Origin of the sequence: Agrobacterium sp. 33MFTa1.1 (assembly GCF_004328495.1) — a bacterium.
Classification (GTDB): Bacteria; Pseudomonadota; Alphaproteobacteria; order Rhizobiales; family Rhizobiaceae; genus Agrobacterium; species Agrobacterium pusense.
Window position 1 is genome coordinate 743,952 of the sequence record NZ_CP036358.1, and the last position, 19,609, is coordinate 763,560.

Consider the following 19,609-nt stretch of genomic DNA (forward strand, 5'->3'; position numbering starts at 1 on the left):
GTTTTCGGCGAAATTGCCTGTCATACGCTGTGCTTAGCGCGTTTTCAGGCTTTTCGACCGATTGAAACCATGTTAAGCGGGCCAAGACTGTGAACAGTCGTCCCGGAGAGACAGGAAGCCGTTGCGATTTTGCGTGACGATGTCTAGCTTGGACCGGGTTGAACGGGTTTGCCCGCAGTGCCGGATTTGAACGGCGCATGAGGGCTTCTAACAGGGCAGGGTGCCGCGAGGCATTCCCTTCAAAATAAAGGTCGAGGAAACCGACATGAGCGATATCGCAGAACGCGTAAAGAAAATTGTAATTGATCATCTTGGCGTTGACGCCGACAAGGTTGTTGAAGGCGCCAGCTTCATTGACGATCTGGGCGCTGATTCGCTCGATACCGTTGAACTGGTCATGGCTTTCGAAGAAGAATTTGGCGTTGAAATTCCCGACGACGCTGCGGATTCGATCCTGACCGTCGGCGACGCTGTCAAGTTCATCGAGAAGGCCCAGGCCTGATCGACCCGCATGGGGAGGTGCAATATCCTCCCGTCTTGGCCCGGCTTGTCCGGGCCAATGTTTTATCGGCCGGTGGCACGTGCTCCGACAGGTGCTCGTTTCCGGCGATGCATGAGGTTACGGCCCGGAACGGTAGCCGCGATTCTCATGCCGTGATTTTGAAATGCTGCGCCATTGCGTGAACACCCCGTGGTGCCCGATGTCGCAGAAGACCGATGATTTGGATAAGGGCGGAGCATTGGCGATGAGGCGTGTCGTTATCACCGGTACCGGCATGGTATCTCCTCTTGGATGTGGAACGGAAGTGACCTGGGAACGGCTGTTGGCCGGCCAGAACGGCGCCCGTCTCGTGACTGAATTCGAAGTCGAAGACCTTCCTGCAAAGATCGCCTGCCGCATTCCCGTGGGCGATGGTTCCAACGGCACCTTCAATGCCGATGACTGGATGGAACCCAAGGAACAGCGCAAGATCGATCCCTTCATCCTGTATGGCATGGCTGCCGCCGACATGGCGCTTGCTGATGCAGACTGGCATCCTGAAACCGACGAAGACCAGATCGCAACCGGCGTTCTGATCGGCTCCGGCATCGGTGGTCTGGAAGGCATCGTCGAGGCCGGTTATACGCTGCGTGACAAGGGCCCGCGTCGCATTTCCCCGTTTTTCATTCCCGGCCGCCTGATCAATCTCGTATCCGGCCAGGTTTCCATCCGCCACAAGCTGCGCGGACCGAACCATGCCGTGGTGACGGCCTGCTCGACCGGCGCGCACGCTATCGGCGACGCCGCCCGGTTGATCGCGCTCGGCGATGCCGATGTCATGGTCGCCGGTGGTGCCGAATCGCCGGTCTGCCGCATCGCGCTTGCCGGTTTTGCGGCCTGCAAGGCCCTTTCCACCCAGCACAATGACAATCCGGAAAAAGCCTCGCGCCCTTATGATCGCGACCGCGATGGTTTCGTCATGGGCGAGGGTGCTGGCATCGTCGTTCTGGAAGAGCTGGAGCACGCCAAGGCGCGCGGCGCGAAGATCTATGCGGAAGTGGTCGGTTACGGCCTTTCTGGTGATGCCTATCACATCACGGCACCGTCCGAAGATGGCGAAGGCGCCTACCGCTGCATGTCGATGGCGCTGAAGCGGGCGGGCCTGACGCCTGACGATATCGACTATATCAATGCCCACGGCACATCCACCATGGCCGATACCATTGAGCTTGGAGCTGTCGAGCGTCTTGTCGGCGAATCGGCCTCGAAGATTTCCATGTCTTCCACCAAGTCGGCCACCGGCCATCTGCTCGGTGCGGCGGGCGCCATAGAGGCGATCTTCGCTACGCTTGCAATCCGCGACAACATCGTTCCGCCGACGCTGAATCTCGACAATCCCGATGTCGAGACCAAGATCGATCTTGTGCCGCACAAGGCGCGCAAGCGGCAGGTCAATGTGGCGCTTTCGAATTCCTTCGGCTTCGGTGGCACAAACGCCTCCCTCGTGCTGCGCCGTTACGAAGCGTAAGTCGCGGCGGCTGTGGCCGTCGCGATGGCGTCCGCGCCGCATACCGTCCCCGGCGGTGCGGCGCTCTCCTGCCGGACGCTTTAAAAGAATGTTCTTTCCTTAGAAGAACGTGGTTCGGCTTGCGAAAGCCATTCCGGTTTTCGCGCCGATATTGTAGTCATTGATTGGGAGAGTTTGCCGGTCTGCTCGATTTCGGACCACAGGTATCTTTCCCCCATCGGCTTTGTCCGAGGTGATATTCGTGAGGCAGAACAAGAAGGCTTCACGGTGTCTTTATGTGGTGCAGGAAGCCATTCCGAACCTGTTTTTGCCGCATTACCTGCGCAAAAAGCGCTGACAACGCCGAACTGAAAAGGACCGACGGTGAGCGACACGAACCAGAACAGCCAGGGACCATACGGACAAAACGGCGCGGGCGAAGGCAATCGCGGTCCGATCATTCCGAAATCCCCGACGGAAGCCTTGCGGCCGGAAAAGGTGCCGGCGCCGCCGAAGCGCTCCCGCAAGGCCCATGGCCAGCTTGTCATCTTCCTGAACTTCCTGATGACGCTTGCCGTTGCCGTTTGCGTCCTGGCGATCGCCGCCTTTTATTACATGATCAATGCGTTTCAGGAGCCGGGGCCGCTTGAAACGAATACACATTTCACCGTGCGTAATGGTGCCGGTCTCATTGAGATCGCCAATAATCTCGAGCGCAACGACATCATTTCCAACGCACGCGTTTTCCGTCTGATGGCCGGCAGCTATCTGCAAAAGGACCAGACGTTGAAGACCGGCGAATATGAGATCAAGGCCGGCGCATCGATGAAGGACATCCTGATGCTGCTGGAATCGGGCAAGTCGATCCTTTATTCCGTGTCGCTGCCTGAAGGGTTGACGGTCAAGCAGATGTTCGCCCGCCTTGCTGCCGACGAGGTTCTGGATGGTGAACTTCCCGCCACCTTGCCACCGGAGGGTAGTCTGCGTCCGGATACTTACCGCTTCACCCGCGGCACCAAGCGCGAAGAAATCATCAATCAGATGAGCGCGGCGCAGGACAAGCTGATCGACATGATCTGGGAACGGCGTGATCCCGACCTGCCGATCAAGACCGTCGAGGAGTTCGTGACGCTGGCCTCGATCGTCGAAAAGGAAACAGGCAAGGATGACGAGCGCGCCCATGTTGCCTCGGTCTTCTACAACCGCCTGAAAAAGGGCATGCGTCTGCAATCCGACCCGACGATCATCTATGGTCTGTTCGGCGGTGACGGTAAACCTTCGGATAGGCCGATTTATCAATCGGATCTCCAGAAACAGACGCCGTTCAACACTTACGTGATCAAGGGCCTGCCGCCATCGCCCATCGCCAATCCCGGCCGGGCCGCACTGGAGGCGGTTGCCAACCCATGGCGCACGGATGATCTTTATTTCGTGGCCGATGGTACGGGCGGTCATGTGTTCGCAAAGACGCTGGACGAGCACAATGCCAATGTGCGCCGGTGGCGCAAAATCGAGGCCGAAAAGGCGGCTGCCGGAGCGAATCCCGAAGTTGTCGTGGATGGTCAGCCCGGTGGTGCAGAGGCGGAAAAACCGGCCAATAACTAACTGATAAATCACGGCCGGGCCTTGTGACCACAAGGCCCGGTTTCGTGCGGCTTGACGGGGGGATTCCATATATGACGTTGCAATCGATGACCGGCTTCGCGCGCAGCGAAGGCACCTCCGGCCGCTACCGCTGGGCGTGGGAATTACGCTCGGTAAACGGCAAGGGGCTGGATCTGCGCCTGCGTCTGCCTGCCGGTCTGGAAGCCTTGGAAACCGGGCTGAGGGAAATCGCGGGCGCGCATCTTTCCCGCGGCAATATCCAGGCGGGACTGGCGCTCTCAGTTGCCGAGAACCGGCTCGAGGCGGTCATCAATCGCGATGCTCTCGCCGCGGTTCTGGCGCTCAAGAAGGAACTGGGCGATGTCGTCGACGACAAGCCATTGAGCTTCGATACGCTGCTTACGTTGCGCGGTCTGGTCGATATTCGCGAGGCGGAAGACGATGTGGAGGCGCTGGCTGCGCGCAACGGCGATGTGCTGGCTGGCTTCGCTGTTGCAGTCGAAAAGCTGAAGGACATGCGCGAGCGGGAAGGGGCATCTCTGTTCGCCATCCTTTCCGGTCATATCGACCGGATCGAGCAGCTTGTGAACATCATTGAAAGCGATCCCTCCCGTCACCCGGAGCAGATCGCGGCGAGGCTTGCTCAGCAGATTGCGCTGATTGGCGATGGCATGCACGGGCTTGATCGTGACCGCCTTCATGCCGAGGCGGCGCTGATCGCCACCAAGGCGGATCTGCGCGAAGAGATCGATCGGCTGCATGCCCATGTGCAGGCCTCTCGGGAGCTTTTGGCCAATGGCGGTCCGGCTGGCCGCAAGCTCGATTTTCTTGCACAGGAATTTAACCGTGAGTCGAATACAATCTGTTCCAAATCGAACGCCAGTGCGGTAACCGCAGCAGGTATAGAGCTGAAAGTGGTTATCGACCAATTCCGCGAGCAGGTCCAAAATCTGGAGTAGACCCATGGCCCCGGTGAATATTTCTCCCGTCACGATCGCCCGCAGGGGGCTGATGCTGGTGATTTCTTCGCCTTCCGGCGCGGGCAAATCCACGATCGCGCGCAACCTGCTTGAGAAAGACAAGAATATCAGCCTTTCCGTCAGCGTCACCACACGCGCTCGACGGCAGAGCGAGATCGAGGGCATTCACTACCACTTCATCTCCAAGCGCGATTTCGAGCGCATGCGTGATAATGAGGAATTGCTGGAATGGGCCGAGGTTCACGGCAATTTCTACGGCACGCCGCGCGAGCCGGTGGAAGATGCCATGGCCGCCGGCCGCGACATGCTGTTCGACATCGACTGGCAGGGTGCCGAGCAGTTGCAGGACAAGATGAAGGCAGACGTGGTCTCGATCTTCATCCTGCCGCCGACCATGACCGAACTGCAATCGCGCCTGCACCGCCGCGCCGAAGACACCGAAGAGGTGATCAAGACCCGGCTTCTCAATTCCCGCGCCGAAATCGAGCACTGGCGCGACTATGACTACGTCATTCTCAATGACGACCTGCAGGCCGCTTTCGAGGCCGTCGAAGCAATCGTCAAAGCCGAACGCGTCCGCCGAGACCGCCGCCATGGCATGTTCGATTTCGTGCGGGCTTTGCTGGAGGAAGAGCCGAAGCTCTGATTTATGCGATGAGTCCGCGCGCCAGCCATTGCCGTGACAATCGCTCGTCCGCCGCGTCTTCCGCCCAGCCATGACCTGTATTGATCGTTTCGAGCACGGCATCAGCCCCGGCTGAGACCAGTTGCTCGGCCAAATGCGGAGCGTCGGAGGGGTGACGCCGGTCGTCGTTGACGCCTGCAAGCAGAAGTACGGGGTACCCCGCGAGGTTCGGAAGAGGCTGGTCTTTTCTCGGAGACAACGGACGAAGCAGGATGGCGCCTTTCGACAGATGATGCGCTTGGCACATGGTTTCAGCCGCGACGATCGCGCCGTTCGAGTATCCGACGAGAAGGGGCTCTTGCGCCGTCTGCTGACATACAAAGGCAACGAAGCCGCACAGTCTGGTTGCCTGATGTTTCAGATCGTCGATATCGAGTTCTCTGTCGGGTTTTCTGCGAAAAAATGCGAAACCATTCTCCCAGGGAACCGCGCCCCTCGGCGCATATAACGCACCCTTAGGAAAGACGGCGCGGCCAAAAGAAATGAGGTCGTCTTCCGTTCGTCCCGATCCATGCAGCAAGATGACAGCGCAATCCGGCGTTTCAGCGGGAATATCAAGCTTATAGTGAAAACCGGCATTCTCCACGCACTTGCTCCTCCATTCGCAGGTGTCCAGGAACCGTTGCTTCCGTTCGGAACGGCGAACATCTGCCAGATGTTACAGGCAATTCGCCAGTGTCACGAATTCCTCCACTGAGAGCGTCTCCGCCCGCCGCGTGGGATCGATACCAGCCTTTTCAAGCAGCGCCTCGCCGCCGAGGCTTTTCACGCTCTGGCGCAACATCTTGCGGCGCTGACCGAAGGCGGCTTCGGTCACTTTTTCGAGCTTGGCGACGTCGCAGGGCAGCGGCTTGTCCTTCGGCAGCAGATGCACGACGGTGGAGGTTACCTTCGGTGGCGGGCTGAAGGCCTGTGGCGGGACATCGAAGGCCATTTCGGCAACCGTACGCCAGCCGGCGAGAACGCCAAGGCGGCCATAATGGTTGTCGCCTTCTTCCGCCACGATGCGCTGCCCGACTTCCTTCTGGAACATCAGCGTCATGGAGAGCCAGAAGGGCGGCCATTGCTTCGGCAGAAGCCAATTGACCAGCAATTGCGTGCCGACATTGTAAGGCAGGTTGGCGATGATGCGCACCGGCTCGCCGACGGGGACCAGAGCCTCGAAATCGGTCTGCAGGGCGTCTCCCTCTATGACCTCAAGCCGTCCGGGGTAATGCGCCTCGATTTCCGCCAGTGCCGGCAGGCAGCGACTGTCCCGTTCGACAGCGATGACCTTTTTCGCCCCGAGCGAAAGAATAGCGCGGGTGAGGCCGCCGGGACCGGGCCCGACCTCAATGACAGTCATGCCTTCGAGCGGTCCCGCCGTTCTGGCGATCTTCTGGGTAAGATTGAGGTCGAACAGGAAGTTCTGTCCGAGCGATTTCTTCGCATCGAGCCCATGACGCTGGATGACGTCCCGTAGCGGTGGTAGTCCGTCGATGGCCGCCATTATGCGCCGGCCCGGCTGCGGAGGGAAATGTCCGCCGCCATCTTGAGTGCCGCCACGAGGCTCGCCTCATTGGCGATGCCCTGGCCGGCAATACCAAAGGCAGTGCCATGGTCTGGCGAGGTGCGAATGAAGGGCAGCCCGAGTGTGACGTTGACCGAATCGTCGAAGCCCAGCGCCTTGGCGGGAATGAGCGCCTGATCGTGATACATGCACACTGCCACGTCATAACGCTTGCGGGCGGCATCGTGGAACATGGTGTCAGCGGGCAGGGGACCGAACGCATCGATTCCGTCCTTGCGCAGCCGCATGGTCGCGGGGTGAACGATATCGCGATCCTCCGTGCCGAGTGCGCCGTCTTCACCCGCGTGCGGGTTCAGCCCGGCAACCGCCAGACGCGGAGCTTCGATGCCGAATTTCCGTCGCAGATCCGCATCGATGATCCGGCAGGTCGTGACGATCAATTCTTCCGTCAGCGCGGCCGGCACGTCTTTCACGGGAATATGGATCGTCACCGGCACGACACGGACCTTGGGGCCGGCGATCATCATGACAGGCGTGACTTGTTCACCGGTCTGGCGCAAGGCGAGATCAGCCAGAAACTCCGTGTGACCGGGGAAACCGAAGCCAGCCTCGTAAAGCACCGATTTTGCGATGGGATTGGTGACAACGGCCGCAGCCTTGCCCTCAACCGTCAGCGAAACGGCGGTTTCGATGGCCTTGATTGTGGCATGGGCGGCGCCGACATGCGGTTGCCCCGCCTGCACGTCGAAGCCAACGGAAAGAGGTAGGATCGGAAACGCGTTTTCGAAAAGGCCAACGGCACTGTCCGCATCGCAGGTCTCGATATTGAGCGGCACGCCGATCAGCGACGCGCGGCTTGCCACCACATCGGGGTCGCCGATGAAGATGAAGGGGGGCACACCGTTTTCCCGGCGCTTCGCCCAGGCGGTAATGGCGATATCAGGGCCGATACCGGCTGGATCTCCCTGTGTCAGGGCAAGCGGCAGGGATGCATATGTCACGGAAAGACCCGGCTCTTGTATCAATATCAGGTGTTGACGATCTGCGCCTTCTTGCGCAGCTCATCCATGTATTTCTTTTCGTTCGGGTTTTCGCCTTCCTTGGCCTTCATCAGGTCTTCGGACTTGAACACCATTTCCGCCGCATAGTCGTCGGAAACCTGGCGCTGCTTGCAGATGGCCAGATATTCGACGCCCTTTTCGGTCACGCGCGTGCCGGTGGTGCCGCCTTCCTTGGTCTTTTCTACCAGAGCCTTCCAGTCTTCCGGCAACTCAGGCGCCAGAATGCGGCCGAGGTCCTTGATTGCCACATCACGCATGGTCGCGGCAAAGCTCATCGCCTGATCGCAGCCGGGATAACGTTTGCGCGAGGCTTCAGCCTCCGCCTTGCGCTTGCCAGTGATGGCGTTGCGCTTTGCTTCCGGGATAACGAAGATGACCTGCTGCAGGAAATATTCCGTGGTGACCGGTTTGTCGCCTCGCTCCTTCAGGCGGGTGACAAGATCCTGCGTTGACATCTTGCCGCGCGCGCCATAACGGGCGTTCACAAGGCGCGGCCAGCTCATCTGAACGGCGATGAAGGCCTTGAAGTGGTCCGCGCCAACACCCGCCTGCGCCAGCACCTTCGTCAACTGCTCCGGCTTCATCTTGTTGTTGCCGGCAAATCGCGCGAAGGCAGCATCGACATCCTCCGTACTGACCGACATTTTGACGCGGGCGATTTCTTCGCGCTTCAGCGCTTCATCGACAAGCTGCTCACGCGCCTTTTCATTGAGGTTGCCGGACTGGCGCTGCAGCTTCAGGAAGGCGACGCGCTTGGAAATGTCGTCATTGGTGATCGGGGTCTTGTTGACGACGATCTTCACGGTGTTATCGGCAAAGGCCTGACCGGCATAGGGCACGATGGCCATGGGAACGGCGAATATCGCAAAGGCAAAAGCAGCGCCACGCAAAGCCGACTTTCCGAAATTCATCATATCCTTCTCCCTTTCGTCAGGCAGGGTCCTGTTGCCCTGTCCCGCCAATCTGTTCGTCTGGTAACAGGGATTTTGCCTTCCCCCGCCTTTCAGACCTGCACATGTGCATCCGCACCGCGAATTTGCCACGTATATATCATCGTGATCCGCAAAACGGCAATGTGTCGGTTTGTTGAAAGAAACCCGATACTGTCATGCCGGGTCGACACTGGCGCGTTGTTGCGGCAAAACCGTGACTACTACTGGTCTGATAGCAAAAAGGCAGGCCACAATGCTGTGCGGCCCGCCTTTAAACTCAGTAATTGTTCGGCTTCCAGCCAATATCCATGTCGTTCCAGTCTTCGTTCGCGGAGCCGACGCTGATATCGCCAAGGGTACGGAAGGCAAGACGGGCATTGATCGACCAGTCATTGGCGGCCTGGCGGCTGGAGTTGATGTTGCCTTCGTCGGAATAGCTGACCGTCAAGATCGTGCATTCATCCTGATAGGCGATACCAATCCGGCGTTCGGCGGCAAACTTGCCGTTCAGATCGTAGTTGATCGAGCCGAACAGCGACCAGTTATCGTCCATGCGCAGTGAACCGGATGCCTGGATGATATCGCGGTCTTCGTTATAGCCGTATTTCGGCTGCGCCTTGACCTGCGTATAGCTGAGCCTGCCGTTGATGCGGCGATCCGAATAGCTGATGCCCGTTTCAGACCGGTTGATTTCGAAATTGTCCTTGTCGAGACGCAGGCTCGAGGACAGCGAAAGACCGATAGGTGCATCGAATGCAGCCATGGCGACATAATCCGAACGATCGGATTCGAGGCCGGAATCGGCGCCGACATTCAGAAGATCATAGGAGGCGAAGGAATTATCGCCAGCGAGATGGAAGGACTGGCCGGCAATGGCGCGAACACCGTAACCATTGTCGAAAGTACCGTTGTAACGGAAGCCGATATTGGCTCGTGTGCCGCCTTCGATCCGGTCGAAGCCCGAAAATTTGTCGCGCTCAAACAGGTTTGTGGCGTCGAACACAAAGGCTTGTGAGTCCTCGTTCGGGAAACGACCGGAATATTGCTCGTTCGGCCGCACGAAAATCTGCGCGATGGGCTCGATCACGTGGCTGCTGTTGAGAGCCGTGAACAGCCAGGGATAACGCACCTCAAGGCCACCGGTGACCATGCCGCGCAAGGCAGCATCGTCATGGATCATGCCTTCATAGGCATAGGATGTGCCGCCGGAGGTGAAGCTTGCCGCAGTCATGTCGGTCCACAACGCGTCGCCGCGCGCCGCAAGGATCGGCGTGATCTGAAGACCGCTATCCATCGTGATGGTGCGCTTCCATTCCGCTTCCGTGGTCCAGCGCGTGTAAGAGCCTTCCAGACCGTTGAAGCGCGGGAAGCCGCCCATCGCGTAGGAATCCTGCGTCGAACGGCTGATGCTCGTGAAGTTCGTAGTCAGCGAGAGCTCGCCGCCATAGATCGGATCCGGCAGGAAGTAACGATAGTCAACGACCGGATGAACGATCGCCTGCTTACGTTCCTTGAGCTCGGAATTATCCGTGTCCTGAACGTTGAAGTAATAACCGCGGGCGTCGAAGCTGTTACGTTCGCCAGTGCCTGTCAGATAAATCTGATTGGTCTGGACGTCGTTCTTGTAGCCTTTCAGGCTGTAGGTACGCGAAAAATTGTTATCCGACTGCACCATGGCGTCCCAGCCGAAGGCCCAGCGCGGGTTGATGCTGAAATCGCCCTTGCTGGCAACCATGCCGCGCTGATCGTTCAGCGCGTCACTCGTTCCGGCAATGAACGTATCCGAGGACTGCTGGCTGATGCCGGCGATCGTCAGCGTGTGCATGCCGGTTTCGAAACGCTGGCGCAACTCAGCCTGAAGAAGCAGGCCCTGTTTTGTGTAGTAGGTCGGTGTGACCGTGAGGTCGGACGTATCGGAAAGAACCTGGAAATAGGGGACACCGATACCGAAGCCGAGCTTGTTGGTCATGCTCATCTGCGGGAACAGGAAGCCCGACTTCCGCTTCACCGTATTGTCCGGCACCGTCAGGAACGGGATATAGGCGATCGAATGGCCGAAAAGCTGCAGACGTGCTTTTTCAAGCCGCACCGTATGGGTCTTGCCGTCCTGAATGACGCGCTCGGCCTTGACCTGCCACAGCGGCGCCTTTTCCGGGCGCTCGGCGCAGGGCAGACACGCGGTGTAGACACCGTTGTTGAGGACCATCAGGTCGCCTTCAAGGCGCTCGGCGCTTTCCCCGGCAATGCGGGTATTGTCCGTGGTCTCGACGCGCAATGCGTTGACGAAGCCCTGACCGAAGTCGTCGGTCACGTCCATCTCGTCGGCATAGATCTTGTTGCCACCCGGCTCGATCAGCTCGATGTTGCCATGGGCGACCACGCGACCGGTCTGCTGGTTATATTCCACTTGCTGGGCCACCATACGGTAGCCCGAATATTTCATGCGAACCACGCCCTTCGCGATGACGCGCTGGGAATCGCGGTTATAGGTCAGTTCATTTGCTGTAAGCAGGAGTTTCGAATCGTCTTGGCTTGCCGACGCAAGCAAACCATCCTGGCCGAAAGCGACCGGGCTGGATGCCAAATACGCGCACACAGCGGCACCTGTCAGAAGGGCCGTCCAAAGCCGCCTGATATTCCCGCGGTCAATTACCGCCACTTAGCCGTCCTCCTGATGAAGCAGAATGGTTGCCCCCAAAGCCAACGCCACGATGACTGGAACCCAGACCGCGACGGTGGGAGGGACAACACCACCACTCCCGAATGCCCTTACGAGCACGGTTACTACATAAAGCACGAAGCCGGAAACGATTCCACCCAGAATCACGGAGCGCGACTGGGCGAAGCGGCTGAACTTTAATGAAACGGTCGCGGCGATCAAGGTCATCGCAACCAGAAGCAGGGGCGTCGATAGCAGGAAATGATACTGCGTCTCAAGCGCCTTTGAAGATAGTCCAAAGGACTTTGCAACTTCGATCTTGTGAGAAAGGTCAAAGAAAGCAACGGTTTCCGTCTGCGTCATGCGCTCTTGGACGAATTCCCGTCTCAGATTGGTACTGATCTGCATGCTCTCTTGCCGAACTGGCACATGTCCGGCCCGCGTTTCAGAAACGCCGTTAAGAAGCCAGTAACCATCTTCCAATTTAGCCGACTTCGCATCCTTCCGCGAGACGATGTTTCCGTCCTTGTCGAGGTCGATGAGAACCACGTCGAGAAGCATCGTTCCGTTGTCTTCGAAGCTCTTGGCGCCGATGATCGTATCCTGGCCGCCGCTCGACTGGCGCATCCACGGAATGATCTGCTGCTGGCGTCCGCCGCCCGCTTCGTTTCGCAGGCCGGCTTCCATGGCGAGCGACTTGTTCTGGCCCCACGCTGCGATGGGGTTCAGGACAGTGACCGACAGGATGCCGATGAGGACCGCGCCGAGCACGAAGGGGAGAATGAACTGCCAGGCGGAAATGCCGGCGGCGCGCGTCACGACCAGTTCGTAGCGCCGGTTGAGCGAGATCAGCGTCGTCATGCCGACGAACAGCGCAATGAATGGTATGGTCTGCTGCAGGATCAACGGCAGGCGAAGCGCGGTCAGGCCAAGCGCGGCCGGAACGGAATAGCCGGGCAGGCCGGACATGCGCCGCGCCGTTTCGCTGAAGTCGGCAAGGTAAATGATCGAGGATACGCCGATCACGAACCAGATGGCCGTGATGAGATATCGTTTCAGGAAGTACCGGGCGAGCGTGTTGAAGATCATGCGTTGCCGCTCCCCGAATTGCGCGCCAGCCGGCTGGAGAAGAGACGGCGCAACCGGCCCGCCGCATCGGTTACCATCCTCGGCATTTTCGGTTTACGGCCGGTGATCAGCACGAAGGCGGCCGCAGCACCGCTGAGGCCCGGAACGGCATAGACCAGAGGAATGAAGGCTGCGCTCTGCTTCACCTGGTTCGTGACGTAAAAACCGAGCCAGCGAAGCACGAAAGCCGTCACCAGCGCCGCGACCATCGGATGCATGCGCGCCTCGCGGTGCGAACGGGCGTCGGCGGCGATGACCAGCGATATCAGCGCAAAAGAAAAGGCGAACATCCAGTCCGACAGTCGCTTGTGCAATTCGCTGCGGAACGTCTCCGGCGAGCGCTTGTAGCTCGCATTGTTTTCATCGGGCGAGAGAAGGAAACCGAGGCTGGCGTCGCCCGGAGAGAGCGAAGGCTCCGAATCCTGCTTTTCCGACATGGTCGAAAGGTCGAAGGCATAGGACAGGAACTTGACGATCGAGACCTTGCCGTCAGGCGTCTTCTGCTGCACCTCGCCGTCGCGCATGGTGAGCGACGTACCGCTTTCGTCGATCATGCCTTCCTTGGCATAATAAATGAGATCGAAATTCGGATCGCGGCGGTCGGCAACGAACAGTCCCTTGAGAATACGACCCTGCCGTTGGGCAATCTGCACGTAAAGGCCGTCCTGGATGGTACGGAACGTCTTCTCCTCGATCACGGAGGAGAGAAGGTCGGCATAGGCCGCAGCCACCATCTGCCGGGCCGAACTGCGGGCAGGCGGCTCGACGAAATTGGTGATGGTGAAGGAAAGCGCGCTCAGGACGGCGGCCAGAATGAGAACCGGGCGATACATGATCGAACGCGGAGATCCGGCCGCATCGATGATCGCGAGCTCGGAATCATTGTTCATCGTCGTGAAAATCTGGGTGATGCCGATGACGAGCGCGAAAGGCAGCACGACGGGAATGAGCGTCGGCAGGATCATCGTCGCGAGCGCCATGAAGGAACCCATCGACTGGCCCGTATCGGTCACGAGATTGATTCTCTGGAGAACCTGGATGGTCCAGATGATGGCCAGCACCGGCAACAGCGCGACCAGAAACATCTGCGTTGTCCGCCGCAGGATATAGTTCTCGAGAAGCTTCATACGGCCCTGTTCGACATTGTTTTTCCCTGCGATCGCTCGCCGAGTTTCCGCCTATCTAATCGCATCGTTTGCAATTGGCTATTCCGGCAGGCTCACAAATATGTTTTGCGCGACAATTTTTCCGCCGCCTGTGTCTTTTTGTGGAACAAGCTGTCGGTTTCATGACGGGAGTTCGCATTCACTAAAAATGCATTTCCTTTAACGGCTGTGGGGCTTTAAAGAATGCGGGGTTGCGCCCGGGGCCGAAAAGGCCATGATCATGCGCATCGTGCAAGTCGTAGAAGAAGAGCAGGAAAACATGTCCGCCAAATTCGATATATCTTTCGCCAATTCCGCCTCGCTGGAAAATGCCCTGGCCGTGATGCTGCAGGCCTCGGGTGATGCGAAGGCCGTCGCCGGTGCTTCCGAAGCCGATCCGGGTGGTGTGATCGAAAGGGCGGCGAAGATCGCGGGCTTTTCCGCAAAATCCATGACGACGCTCGATGTTATCGCGCCGCAGGGTTCCGCTGCCGACCGGCTGCTGGTCATCGGAATCGGAAAGCCGTCGAAGCTGGTCGCCCATGACTGGCTGCGTGCCGGCGGTACGGCGGCTGCCCATTTCAAGAGGGCGGACAAGGTCGTTGTCTATCTCGATGCGCCGGGCGTAGAGGTTGGCGCTCAGGCGGCGGCGGATTTCGCGCTTGGTCTTCTGCTGCGCGCCTACAGCTTCGATGCATACAAGACCAAGAAAAAGTCCGAGGACGAAAAGACGCCGAAGAAGGTGGAGATCATCATCGTCACGGCCGCCCATCAGGATGCGGAAAAGGCTTTTGCCGTCTCCGAGGCGGTTGCGGGCGGCGTTATACTGGCGCGCGATCTCGTCAACCTCCCTCCGAACGTTCTCGGCCCGGTCGAATTCGCCGAAAAGGCGGAAGAGTTGCGCAAGCTCGGCGTCGAGGTGGAGGTCCTTGGCGAAAAGGAACTGAAGAAGCTTGGCATGAATGCCCTTCTCGGCGTGGCGCAGGGTTCGGCCCGTCCGCCGCGGCTTGCGGTCATGCAATGGAACGGCGGCTCCAAAAAGGATGAACCCGTTGCCTTTGTCGGCAAGGGGGTCGTTTTCGATACCGGCGGCATTTCGCTGAAGCCCGGCCTCAACATGGAAGACATGAAGGGTGACATGGGTGGTGCTGCAGCCGTAACCGGCTTGATGCATGCGCTTGCGGCCCGCAAGGCCAAGGCAAACGTTATCGGTGTCATCGGCCTTGTCGAGAACATGCCTGATGGCAACGCCCAGCGCCCCGGCGACATCGTGACTTCCATGTCCGGCCAGACCATCGAGATCATCAATACCGACGCCGAAGGACGGCTGGTTCTGGCCGATGCGCTCTGGTACACCAAGGAGCGTTTCAATCCGAAATTCATGATCAATCTCGCAACACTGACGGGCGCGATCACCGTGGCGCTCGGCAATCTGCAGGCCGGATTGTTCTCCAACGACGATGAACTGGCAACGCGGCTTTCGCAGGCCGGCGAGGTGACGGCTGAAAAACTGTGGCGCATGCCGCTCCACAAGGATTACGACAAGATCATCGATTCCAAATTTGCCGACATGAAGAACAGCTCGGGCCGCCTGGCGGGCTCCGTCACCGCTGCGCAGTTCCTCAAGCGCTTCGTGGGTGAAACACCGTGGGCGCATCTCGATATCGCCGGGACAGCCATGGGCTCGCCGCTGACCGAGATCAACCAGTCCTGGGGATCGGGTTACGGCGTGCGTCTTCTGAACGAACTCGTTCGCGCCCATTACGAAGATTGAGACGAGCGGAGCGGCACGCCAGCGCATGACTGAAATTCTGTTCTATCACCTGACGGAATCGAAGCTGGAGGACGCGCTGCCGCCCTTGCTCGAGAAATCGCTGGAACGCGGCTGGAAGGTCGCGGTCCAGACAGTGGGCGAGGAGCGCCGGGACTTCCTCGACACGCATCTCTGGACGTTCCGCGACGACAGCTTCCTTCCGCACGCCACCGACACTTCGCCAGTACCGCAAAACCAGCCGATTCTCCTGACGGCATCGGACGGGAACGCCAACGCCGCGAGTGTTCGTTTTCTCGTCGATGGCGCCGAGCCCCCGGCAGTGGAGGCTTATGAACGCATCGTCTTCATGTTCGACGGATACGATGCCTACCAAACCGAAATGGCGCGAAACCACTGGAAAAGGCTGAAAACGGAGGGGCATTCGCTGACCTACTGGCAGCAATCGCCGGAAGGGCGCTGGCAGAAAAAGGCATGACCCGTCCCCCGTCTGACTACCTTTGCAACGGGAAAATGGCCGGTAAGAAATCGCATGTGGTGTCGCCCGTGACGGTTGTTTTATGAACGCATGCAACATGTACGCTTTTAGACGCGTTATCAGCAGACAGAGGGGATATGCGATGGGACAGATGATGCCACGACCGGATCTGGAGCTGGAACGACTGGTAGCAGTGCGGTCCGTTGTGGCTTTCAAGAATGCGGAAACCGCTGAATTGAAGGCGATCTCGCAACTGGCGCAGGGCGTATTCGGGGTGGCACGCGCGGCCGTGCATATTCTGGATGAGGACTGGCTCCACATTGCCGAGCAGGCAGGGCTGCAATTCCAGGAATGCCCCCGTGACATTGCGATCTGCGACCGTGTGGTCGTCACGCAGAATATTCTGACTGTTACGGATCTGAGCGCTCATCCTGAATTCGGCTCTTTGCCTTATGTAAAGGGCGCGCCCGACCTGCGGTCCTACGCTGGCGCCCCGATCGAACTCGAACCGGGTCTGGTGGTCGGGACTTTTTGTCTGCTCGACCCGCACGTTCGGGAGTACACCGCTGCGGAGGTCGATAATCTCCAGTATTTTGCGACACTCGCGGGCGCGCTTTTGAGATTGCAGAAGGCGAACTTCACCATGAGCCTTGCTGCCCGGGAACTGCGCGATGCGGCCATGACCGATCCGCTCACGGGCTTTTATAATCGCAAGGCTCTGGACGCGATCGTTGATCTGGAACTTGGCGCCGCGCTTTGCGAGAAAGACACTTTCGGTGTTCTCTATCTCGATCTCGACGGCTTCAAGACCATCAATGACACGCTTGGCCATGCGGCAGGAGACAGGGTGCTGGTCGAGGCATCCACCCGAATCCGCGATGCTGTAAGAGAAGATGATGTGGTGGTGCGCATGGGGGGCGACGAATTCGCAATATTCGTGCCGCGTCCGGATTCATCCATGCTCATCAGTGGCCTTGCGGAAAAACTGCTCCACGCGTTTCGGCAACCGTTTCATGTGGAGGGTGAGAGCGTGCTTGCGCGCCTCAGCATCGGCGGCGCCATCGCGCCGCAGGCGGGCGCGGATCGCGCGACGCTGCTGCGGAGCGTCGATGAAGCCCTGTATCAGGCCAAAAAATCGGGGCGCGACCGGTTTGTCAGCCGCGCCCTCTGAAAGATTGCCTTGAGAAGCGTTTCGCTGCTCAGTCGTAGAAAGAATCCACGAATTTGTGGCGGCCGAGCAGGAAAGCATCGGCCACATGAGTCAGCGGCGCAAGATCGACGTCCGAGCGGCCTGACTTGATGATCTCGGCGAAGCGCTCGTAAAGGGCCGGATATTCCCGTTCCGGCTGGGATAGTTTTTCCTCGCCATTGATCGAAAGCTTCGCCCCGCCTTCCGAAAGCACCATCCGCCCCGCGGCGGTCTCGGCCACGATGTCCCAGCTCTGCTTGCCGGTCTGACGCCAGTCGAACTCGGCATGGACGGGCATTTTTGTCACGTCCGAGAAATGCAGGTCGGCCGCGATCGGCGCGTCGCGGTTTTCCGGGAATTCAAGCGTCGCCCTGGTCAGGAACAGCGCGCGCGGCAGGATATGGGTGATGATGGAAAGCGCATTGATGCCGGGATCGAACACGCCGAGACCACCCGCCTGCCAGATCCATTCCTGGTTCGGATGCCAGTGGCGCACATCTTCTTTCCAGATCACATGAACGCTGTTGATCGTCGTGGAGGCTAGAAACGCCTTGGCAGCCTCGACGCCAGGTGCATAACGCGAATGCCAGCTTGCAAACAGTGACAGGCCTTTAGAATCCGCGAGGCGGACGAGATCCTGTACCTCCGAAAGCGTCGCGCCCGGCGGCTTTTCGAGGAAGACGTGCTTGCCGGCATTCAGTGCCGCATAGGCCGCCTCATAACGATATTGCGGCGGCATGCACAGAGAGACGGCGTTGATATCGGGTACGGCCTCGAGCATCGCCTCGATGGTGCCGTAGGATGCGACGCCATCCACCGTGCCATGGCGGCTTGCGGTGCAGATCAATTCAAAATCCGGATTGCCTGCAATGGCGGGAAGATGCTGGTCGCGAACGATTTTGCCGACGCCGACGATGGCAAGCTTGGTGGCTGACATGAAGTGGAACCCGTGTGTGAGTGCTGCCTAAGATAAAGTGTGATTTTTACAGGTTTTTAGCAGAAACGCCCGCAGGAGCAAGGTGATCGTTTCGGCGCGACGCGTCTTTTCCAGCCGATGACTTCACGGAAACTTTCGATACACATTATCGATCGTGTAATGGTTGATCATGAAAATATTTCTTTGTAATTTTCAGTGATGTTTTCGATGGCCGGGCTGTCTTAATCCAATTTTTTAGGTATATTCTCATTTTGTTAGAGTTTTATGTATTTTTAACTTGAGTATATTTTAAAGAGCGGGTCGTGGTGGTTTTATTCAAGGCTGACCGTCTGTCTGGCTTCGTTCAGAAAGTCAACGAAAGCAGCCGGCAATTCAATACATACGGATTGATCTTCGGCATCATCCTCTACAATCTCTACGTATTCGTGGACATCAGTCTGGTGCCGGAAATCATCTGGCTGGATCTGACAGTCCGCCTGATGATCATCACACCGCTTCTCTTTCTTTATTTCCCCGCGCGATATTATGCGATCAGGATGCGGCCGGACGGCGTGGCGCATGAGGTCCTGCACGGGCTGGGTTGCATGTTGGTCGTCGCCTCGATCATGTTCATCTATGCCAATGCGCAAACCTCGTCGGCGAGCGAATATTACGTGGGTATCGTCACCGTCGTCCTTTATATGAACACGATACATCGCAAACCGTTTTCGCTTGCGGTCATGGGCACGGTTGGCTGCATGGCGGTTTTCATCGTCGGCATGGAATATGTCACGGTCACGAGCGAGGTGGCCAAGCTACCGGCCATCATGTGTTCCGCTGGCATCAGCGCCGTCTCGCTGTTTGCGGCCTACCGCATCGAGCAGGTGGAAAGAAAGGACTATCTGGCCTCTCTGCGGGAGAAGACCCTGCTGCAGCGGATTCAAAGTGCAAATCACGAGCTTCAGCAGCTTTCCAATACCGACCAGCTCACCGGAATTCGCAATCGCCGCAGCTTCGAGGAGGCGGCGAACGAGGCATCGGTCAGTAGCGGCCGGCCGCGGGCGCTCATCCTTCTCGATGTCGATTATTTCAAGAACTACAATGACGCAGAAGGCCACGTCGCCGGCGATGACTGCCTGCGCAGGATTGCCGGCAGGCTGCGTGGCGCCCTGCGCAGGGACGATGGCGACAGAAGTTTTATAGCCCGTTACGGTGGGGAAGAATTTGTCGTTCTGCTTGCCGATTGTACCGCTTCCGCTGCGCTTGCCATTGGCGAAAGACTGAGACTTGCCGTAATCGACGAGGCCATCCCCCATCTCAACCGTCCAGACAGACAGAAAATCGTCACGGTCAGCCTCGGCATTGCCGTTTCCGGCGACGGCAGGGAAATCATATACGAGATGGTGAACCGGGCCGATATGGCGCTTTACGAGGCAAAACGCCAGGGCCGCGACCGGCTGGTGCTGGCCTCCGGGCATATGGGAATGCCGGCGGAGCTGTACGGGGTCGAGGCCATGATGTCCGGATAGGGCTGATGGCTTGGCGGCGCCATAAATTTTGCC

17 protein-coding genes are annotated in these 19,609 nt (G+C 58.6%); 9 read left to right on the plus strand and 8 right to left on the minus strand.

The genetic code is table 11. The features are described from left to right. The first annotated feature begins 265 nt into the window (after positions 1-265). The 5 genes from EYD00_RS03795 to gmk all read left to right on the plus strand — a co-directional run bounded on the left by EYD00_RS03795 (position 266) and on the right by gmk (position 5,219). Positions 266-502 (plus strand): acyl carrier protein, encoded by a 237-nt coding sequence (locus tag EYD00_RS03795; protein WP_003502080.1) that lies wholly within the window; start codon positions 266-268, stop codon positions 500-502. Positions 503-746: 244 nt separating this feature from the next. Further along, entirely contained in the window at positions 747-2,009 is a 1,263-nt protein-coding gene (fabF, locus tag EYD00_RS03800; protein ID WP_004441057.1) for a beta-ketoacyl-ACP synthase II, read from the plus strand. Positions 2,010-2,372: 363 nt separating this feature from the next. Further along, positions 2,373-3,593: an endolytic transglycosylase MltG gene (gene mltG, locus EYD00_RS03805; RefSeq protein WP_004441060.1), complete on the plus strand. Its 1,221-nt coding sequence runs from the start codon at positions 2,373-2,375 to the stop codon at positions 3,591-3,593. Positions 3,594-3,664: 71 nt separating this feature from the next. After that, on the plus strand, positions 3,665-4,552 hold the full coding sequence (locus EYD00_RS03810) for a YicC/YloC family endoribonuclease (protein ID WP_004441061.1): 888 nt from the start codon (positions 3,665-3,667) through the stop codon (positions 4,550-4,552). Between the two features lie 4 nt (positions 4,553-4,556). Beyond that, entirely contained in the window at positions 4,557-5,219 is a 663-nt protein-coding gene (gmk, locus tag EYD00_RS03815) for a guanylate kinase (RefSeq protein ID WP_004441063.1), read from the plus strand. Position 5,220: 1 nt separating this feature from the next. Here gmk and EYD00_RS03820 read toward each other — a convergent pair whose 3' ends face one another. From EYD00_RS03820 to EYD00_RS03850, 7 genes are all read right to left on the minus strand, one after another. Continuing rightward, positions 5,221-5,844 (minus strand): alpha/beta hydrolase, encoded by a 624-nt coding sequence (locus tag EYD00_RS03820; RefSeq protein WP_004441065.1) that lies wholly within the window; start codon positions 5,842-5,844, stop codon positions 5,221-5,223. A gap of 72 nt (positions 5,845-5,916) precedes the next feature. Continuing rightward, positions 5,917-6,747: a 16S rRNA (adenine(1518)-N(6)/adenine(1519)-N(6))-dimethyltransferase RsmA gene (rsmA, locus tag EYD00_RS03825; RefSeq protein ID WP_034495814.1), complete on the minus strand. Its 831-nt coding sequence runs from the start codon at positions 6,745-6,747 to the stop codon at positions 5,917-5,919. Further along, positions 6,747-7,769, minus strand: coding sequence for a 4-hydroxythreonine-4-phosphate dehydrogenase PdxA (pdxA, locus tag EYD00_RS03830; RefSeq protein ID WP_004441068.1), 1,023 nt, complete (start codon positions 7,767-7,769; stop codon positions 6,747-6,749). The genes rsmA and pdxA overlap by 1 nt, the downstream gene beginning before the upstream one ends. A 26-nt stretch (positions 7,770-7,795) precedes the next feature. Then, positions 7,796-8,743: a SurA N-terminal domain-containing protein gene (locus EYD00_RS03835; RefSeq protein ID WP_006700162.1), complete on the minus strand. Its 948-nt coding sequence runs from the start codon at positions 8,741-8,743 to the stop codon at positions 7,796-7,798. A 295-nt stretch (positions 8,744-9,038) separates the two neighbouring features. Continuing rightward, the gene (locus EYD00_RS03840) at positions 9,039-11,420 is read right to left on the minus strand and encodes an LPS-assembly protein LptD (RefSeq protein WP_004441072.1); all 2,382 of its coding nucleotides are present in this window, start codon (positions 11,418-11,420) and stop codon (positions 9,039-9,041) included. Further along, positions 11,421-12,509, minus strand: a complete 1,089-nt coding sequence (gene lptG / locus EYD00_RS03845; RefSeq protein WP_004441073.1) for an LPS export ABC transporter permease LptG — start codon at positions 12,507-12,509, stop codon at positions 11,421-11,423. After that, positions 12,506-13,675 carry an LptF/LptG family permease gene (locus tag EYD00_RS03850; protein ID WP_004441075.1) on the minus strand — a complete coding sequence of 390 codons (1,170 nt, stop codon included), beginning with the start codon at positions 13,673-13,675 and terminating at the stop codon, positions 12,506-12,508. The genes lptG and EYD00_RS03850 overlap by 4 nt, the downstream gene beginning before the upstream one ends. A 298-nt stretch (positions 13,676-13,973) precedes the next feature. Here EYD00_RS03850 and EYD00_RS03855 point away from each other — a divergent pair, with 298 nt between their 5' ends. From EYD00_RS03855 to EYD00_RS03865, 3 genes are all read left to right on the plus strand, one after another. Continuing rightward, a complete protein-coding gene (locus EYD00_RS03855; RefSeq protein WP_034496248.1) occupies positions 13,974-15,467 on the plus strand; it encodes a leucyl aminopeptidase in 1,494 nt (497 codons plus the stop codon). 25 nt (positions 15,468-15,492) lie between these two features. Continuing rightward, entirely contained in the window at positions 15,493-15,942 is a 450-nt protein-coding gene (locus EYD00_RS03860; protein ID WP_004441079.1) for a DNA polymerase III subunit chi, read from the plus strand. A 142-nt stretch (positions 15,943-16,084) separates the two neighbouring features. Beyond that, a complete protein-coding gene (locus EYD00_RS03865) occupies positions 16,085-17,113 on the plus strand; it encodes a GGDEF domain-containing protein (RefSeq protein ID WP_004441080.1) in 1,029 nt (342 codons plus the stop codon). Positions 17,114-17,141: 28 nt separating this feature from the next. On the opposite strand, the gene EYD00_RS03870 is transcribed toward EYD00_RS03865, so the two are convergent. Then, positions 17,142-18,068, minus strand: coding sequence for a Gfo/Idh/MocA family protein (locus EYD00_RS03870; protein WP_004441083.1), 927 nt, complete (start codon positions 18,066-18,068; stop codon positions 17,142-17,144). A gap of 302 nt (positions 18,069-18,370) precedes the next feature. On the opposite strand from EYD00_RS03870, the gene EYD00_RS03875 reads away from it, so the two are divergent. Next, positions 18,371-19,576, plus strand: coding sequence for a GGDEF domain-containing protein (locus tag EYD00_RS03875; protein WP_004441085.1), 1,206 nt, complete (start codon positions 18,371-18,373; stop codon positions 19,574-19,576). The last annotated feature ends 33 nt before the right edge of the window (positions 19,577-19,609 follow it).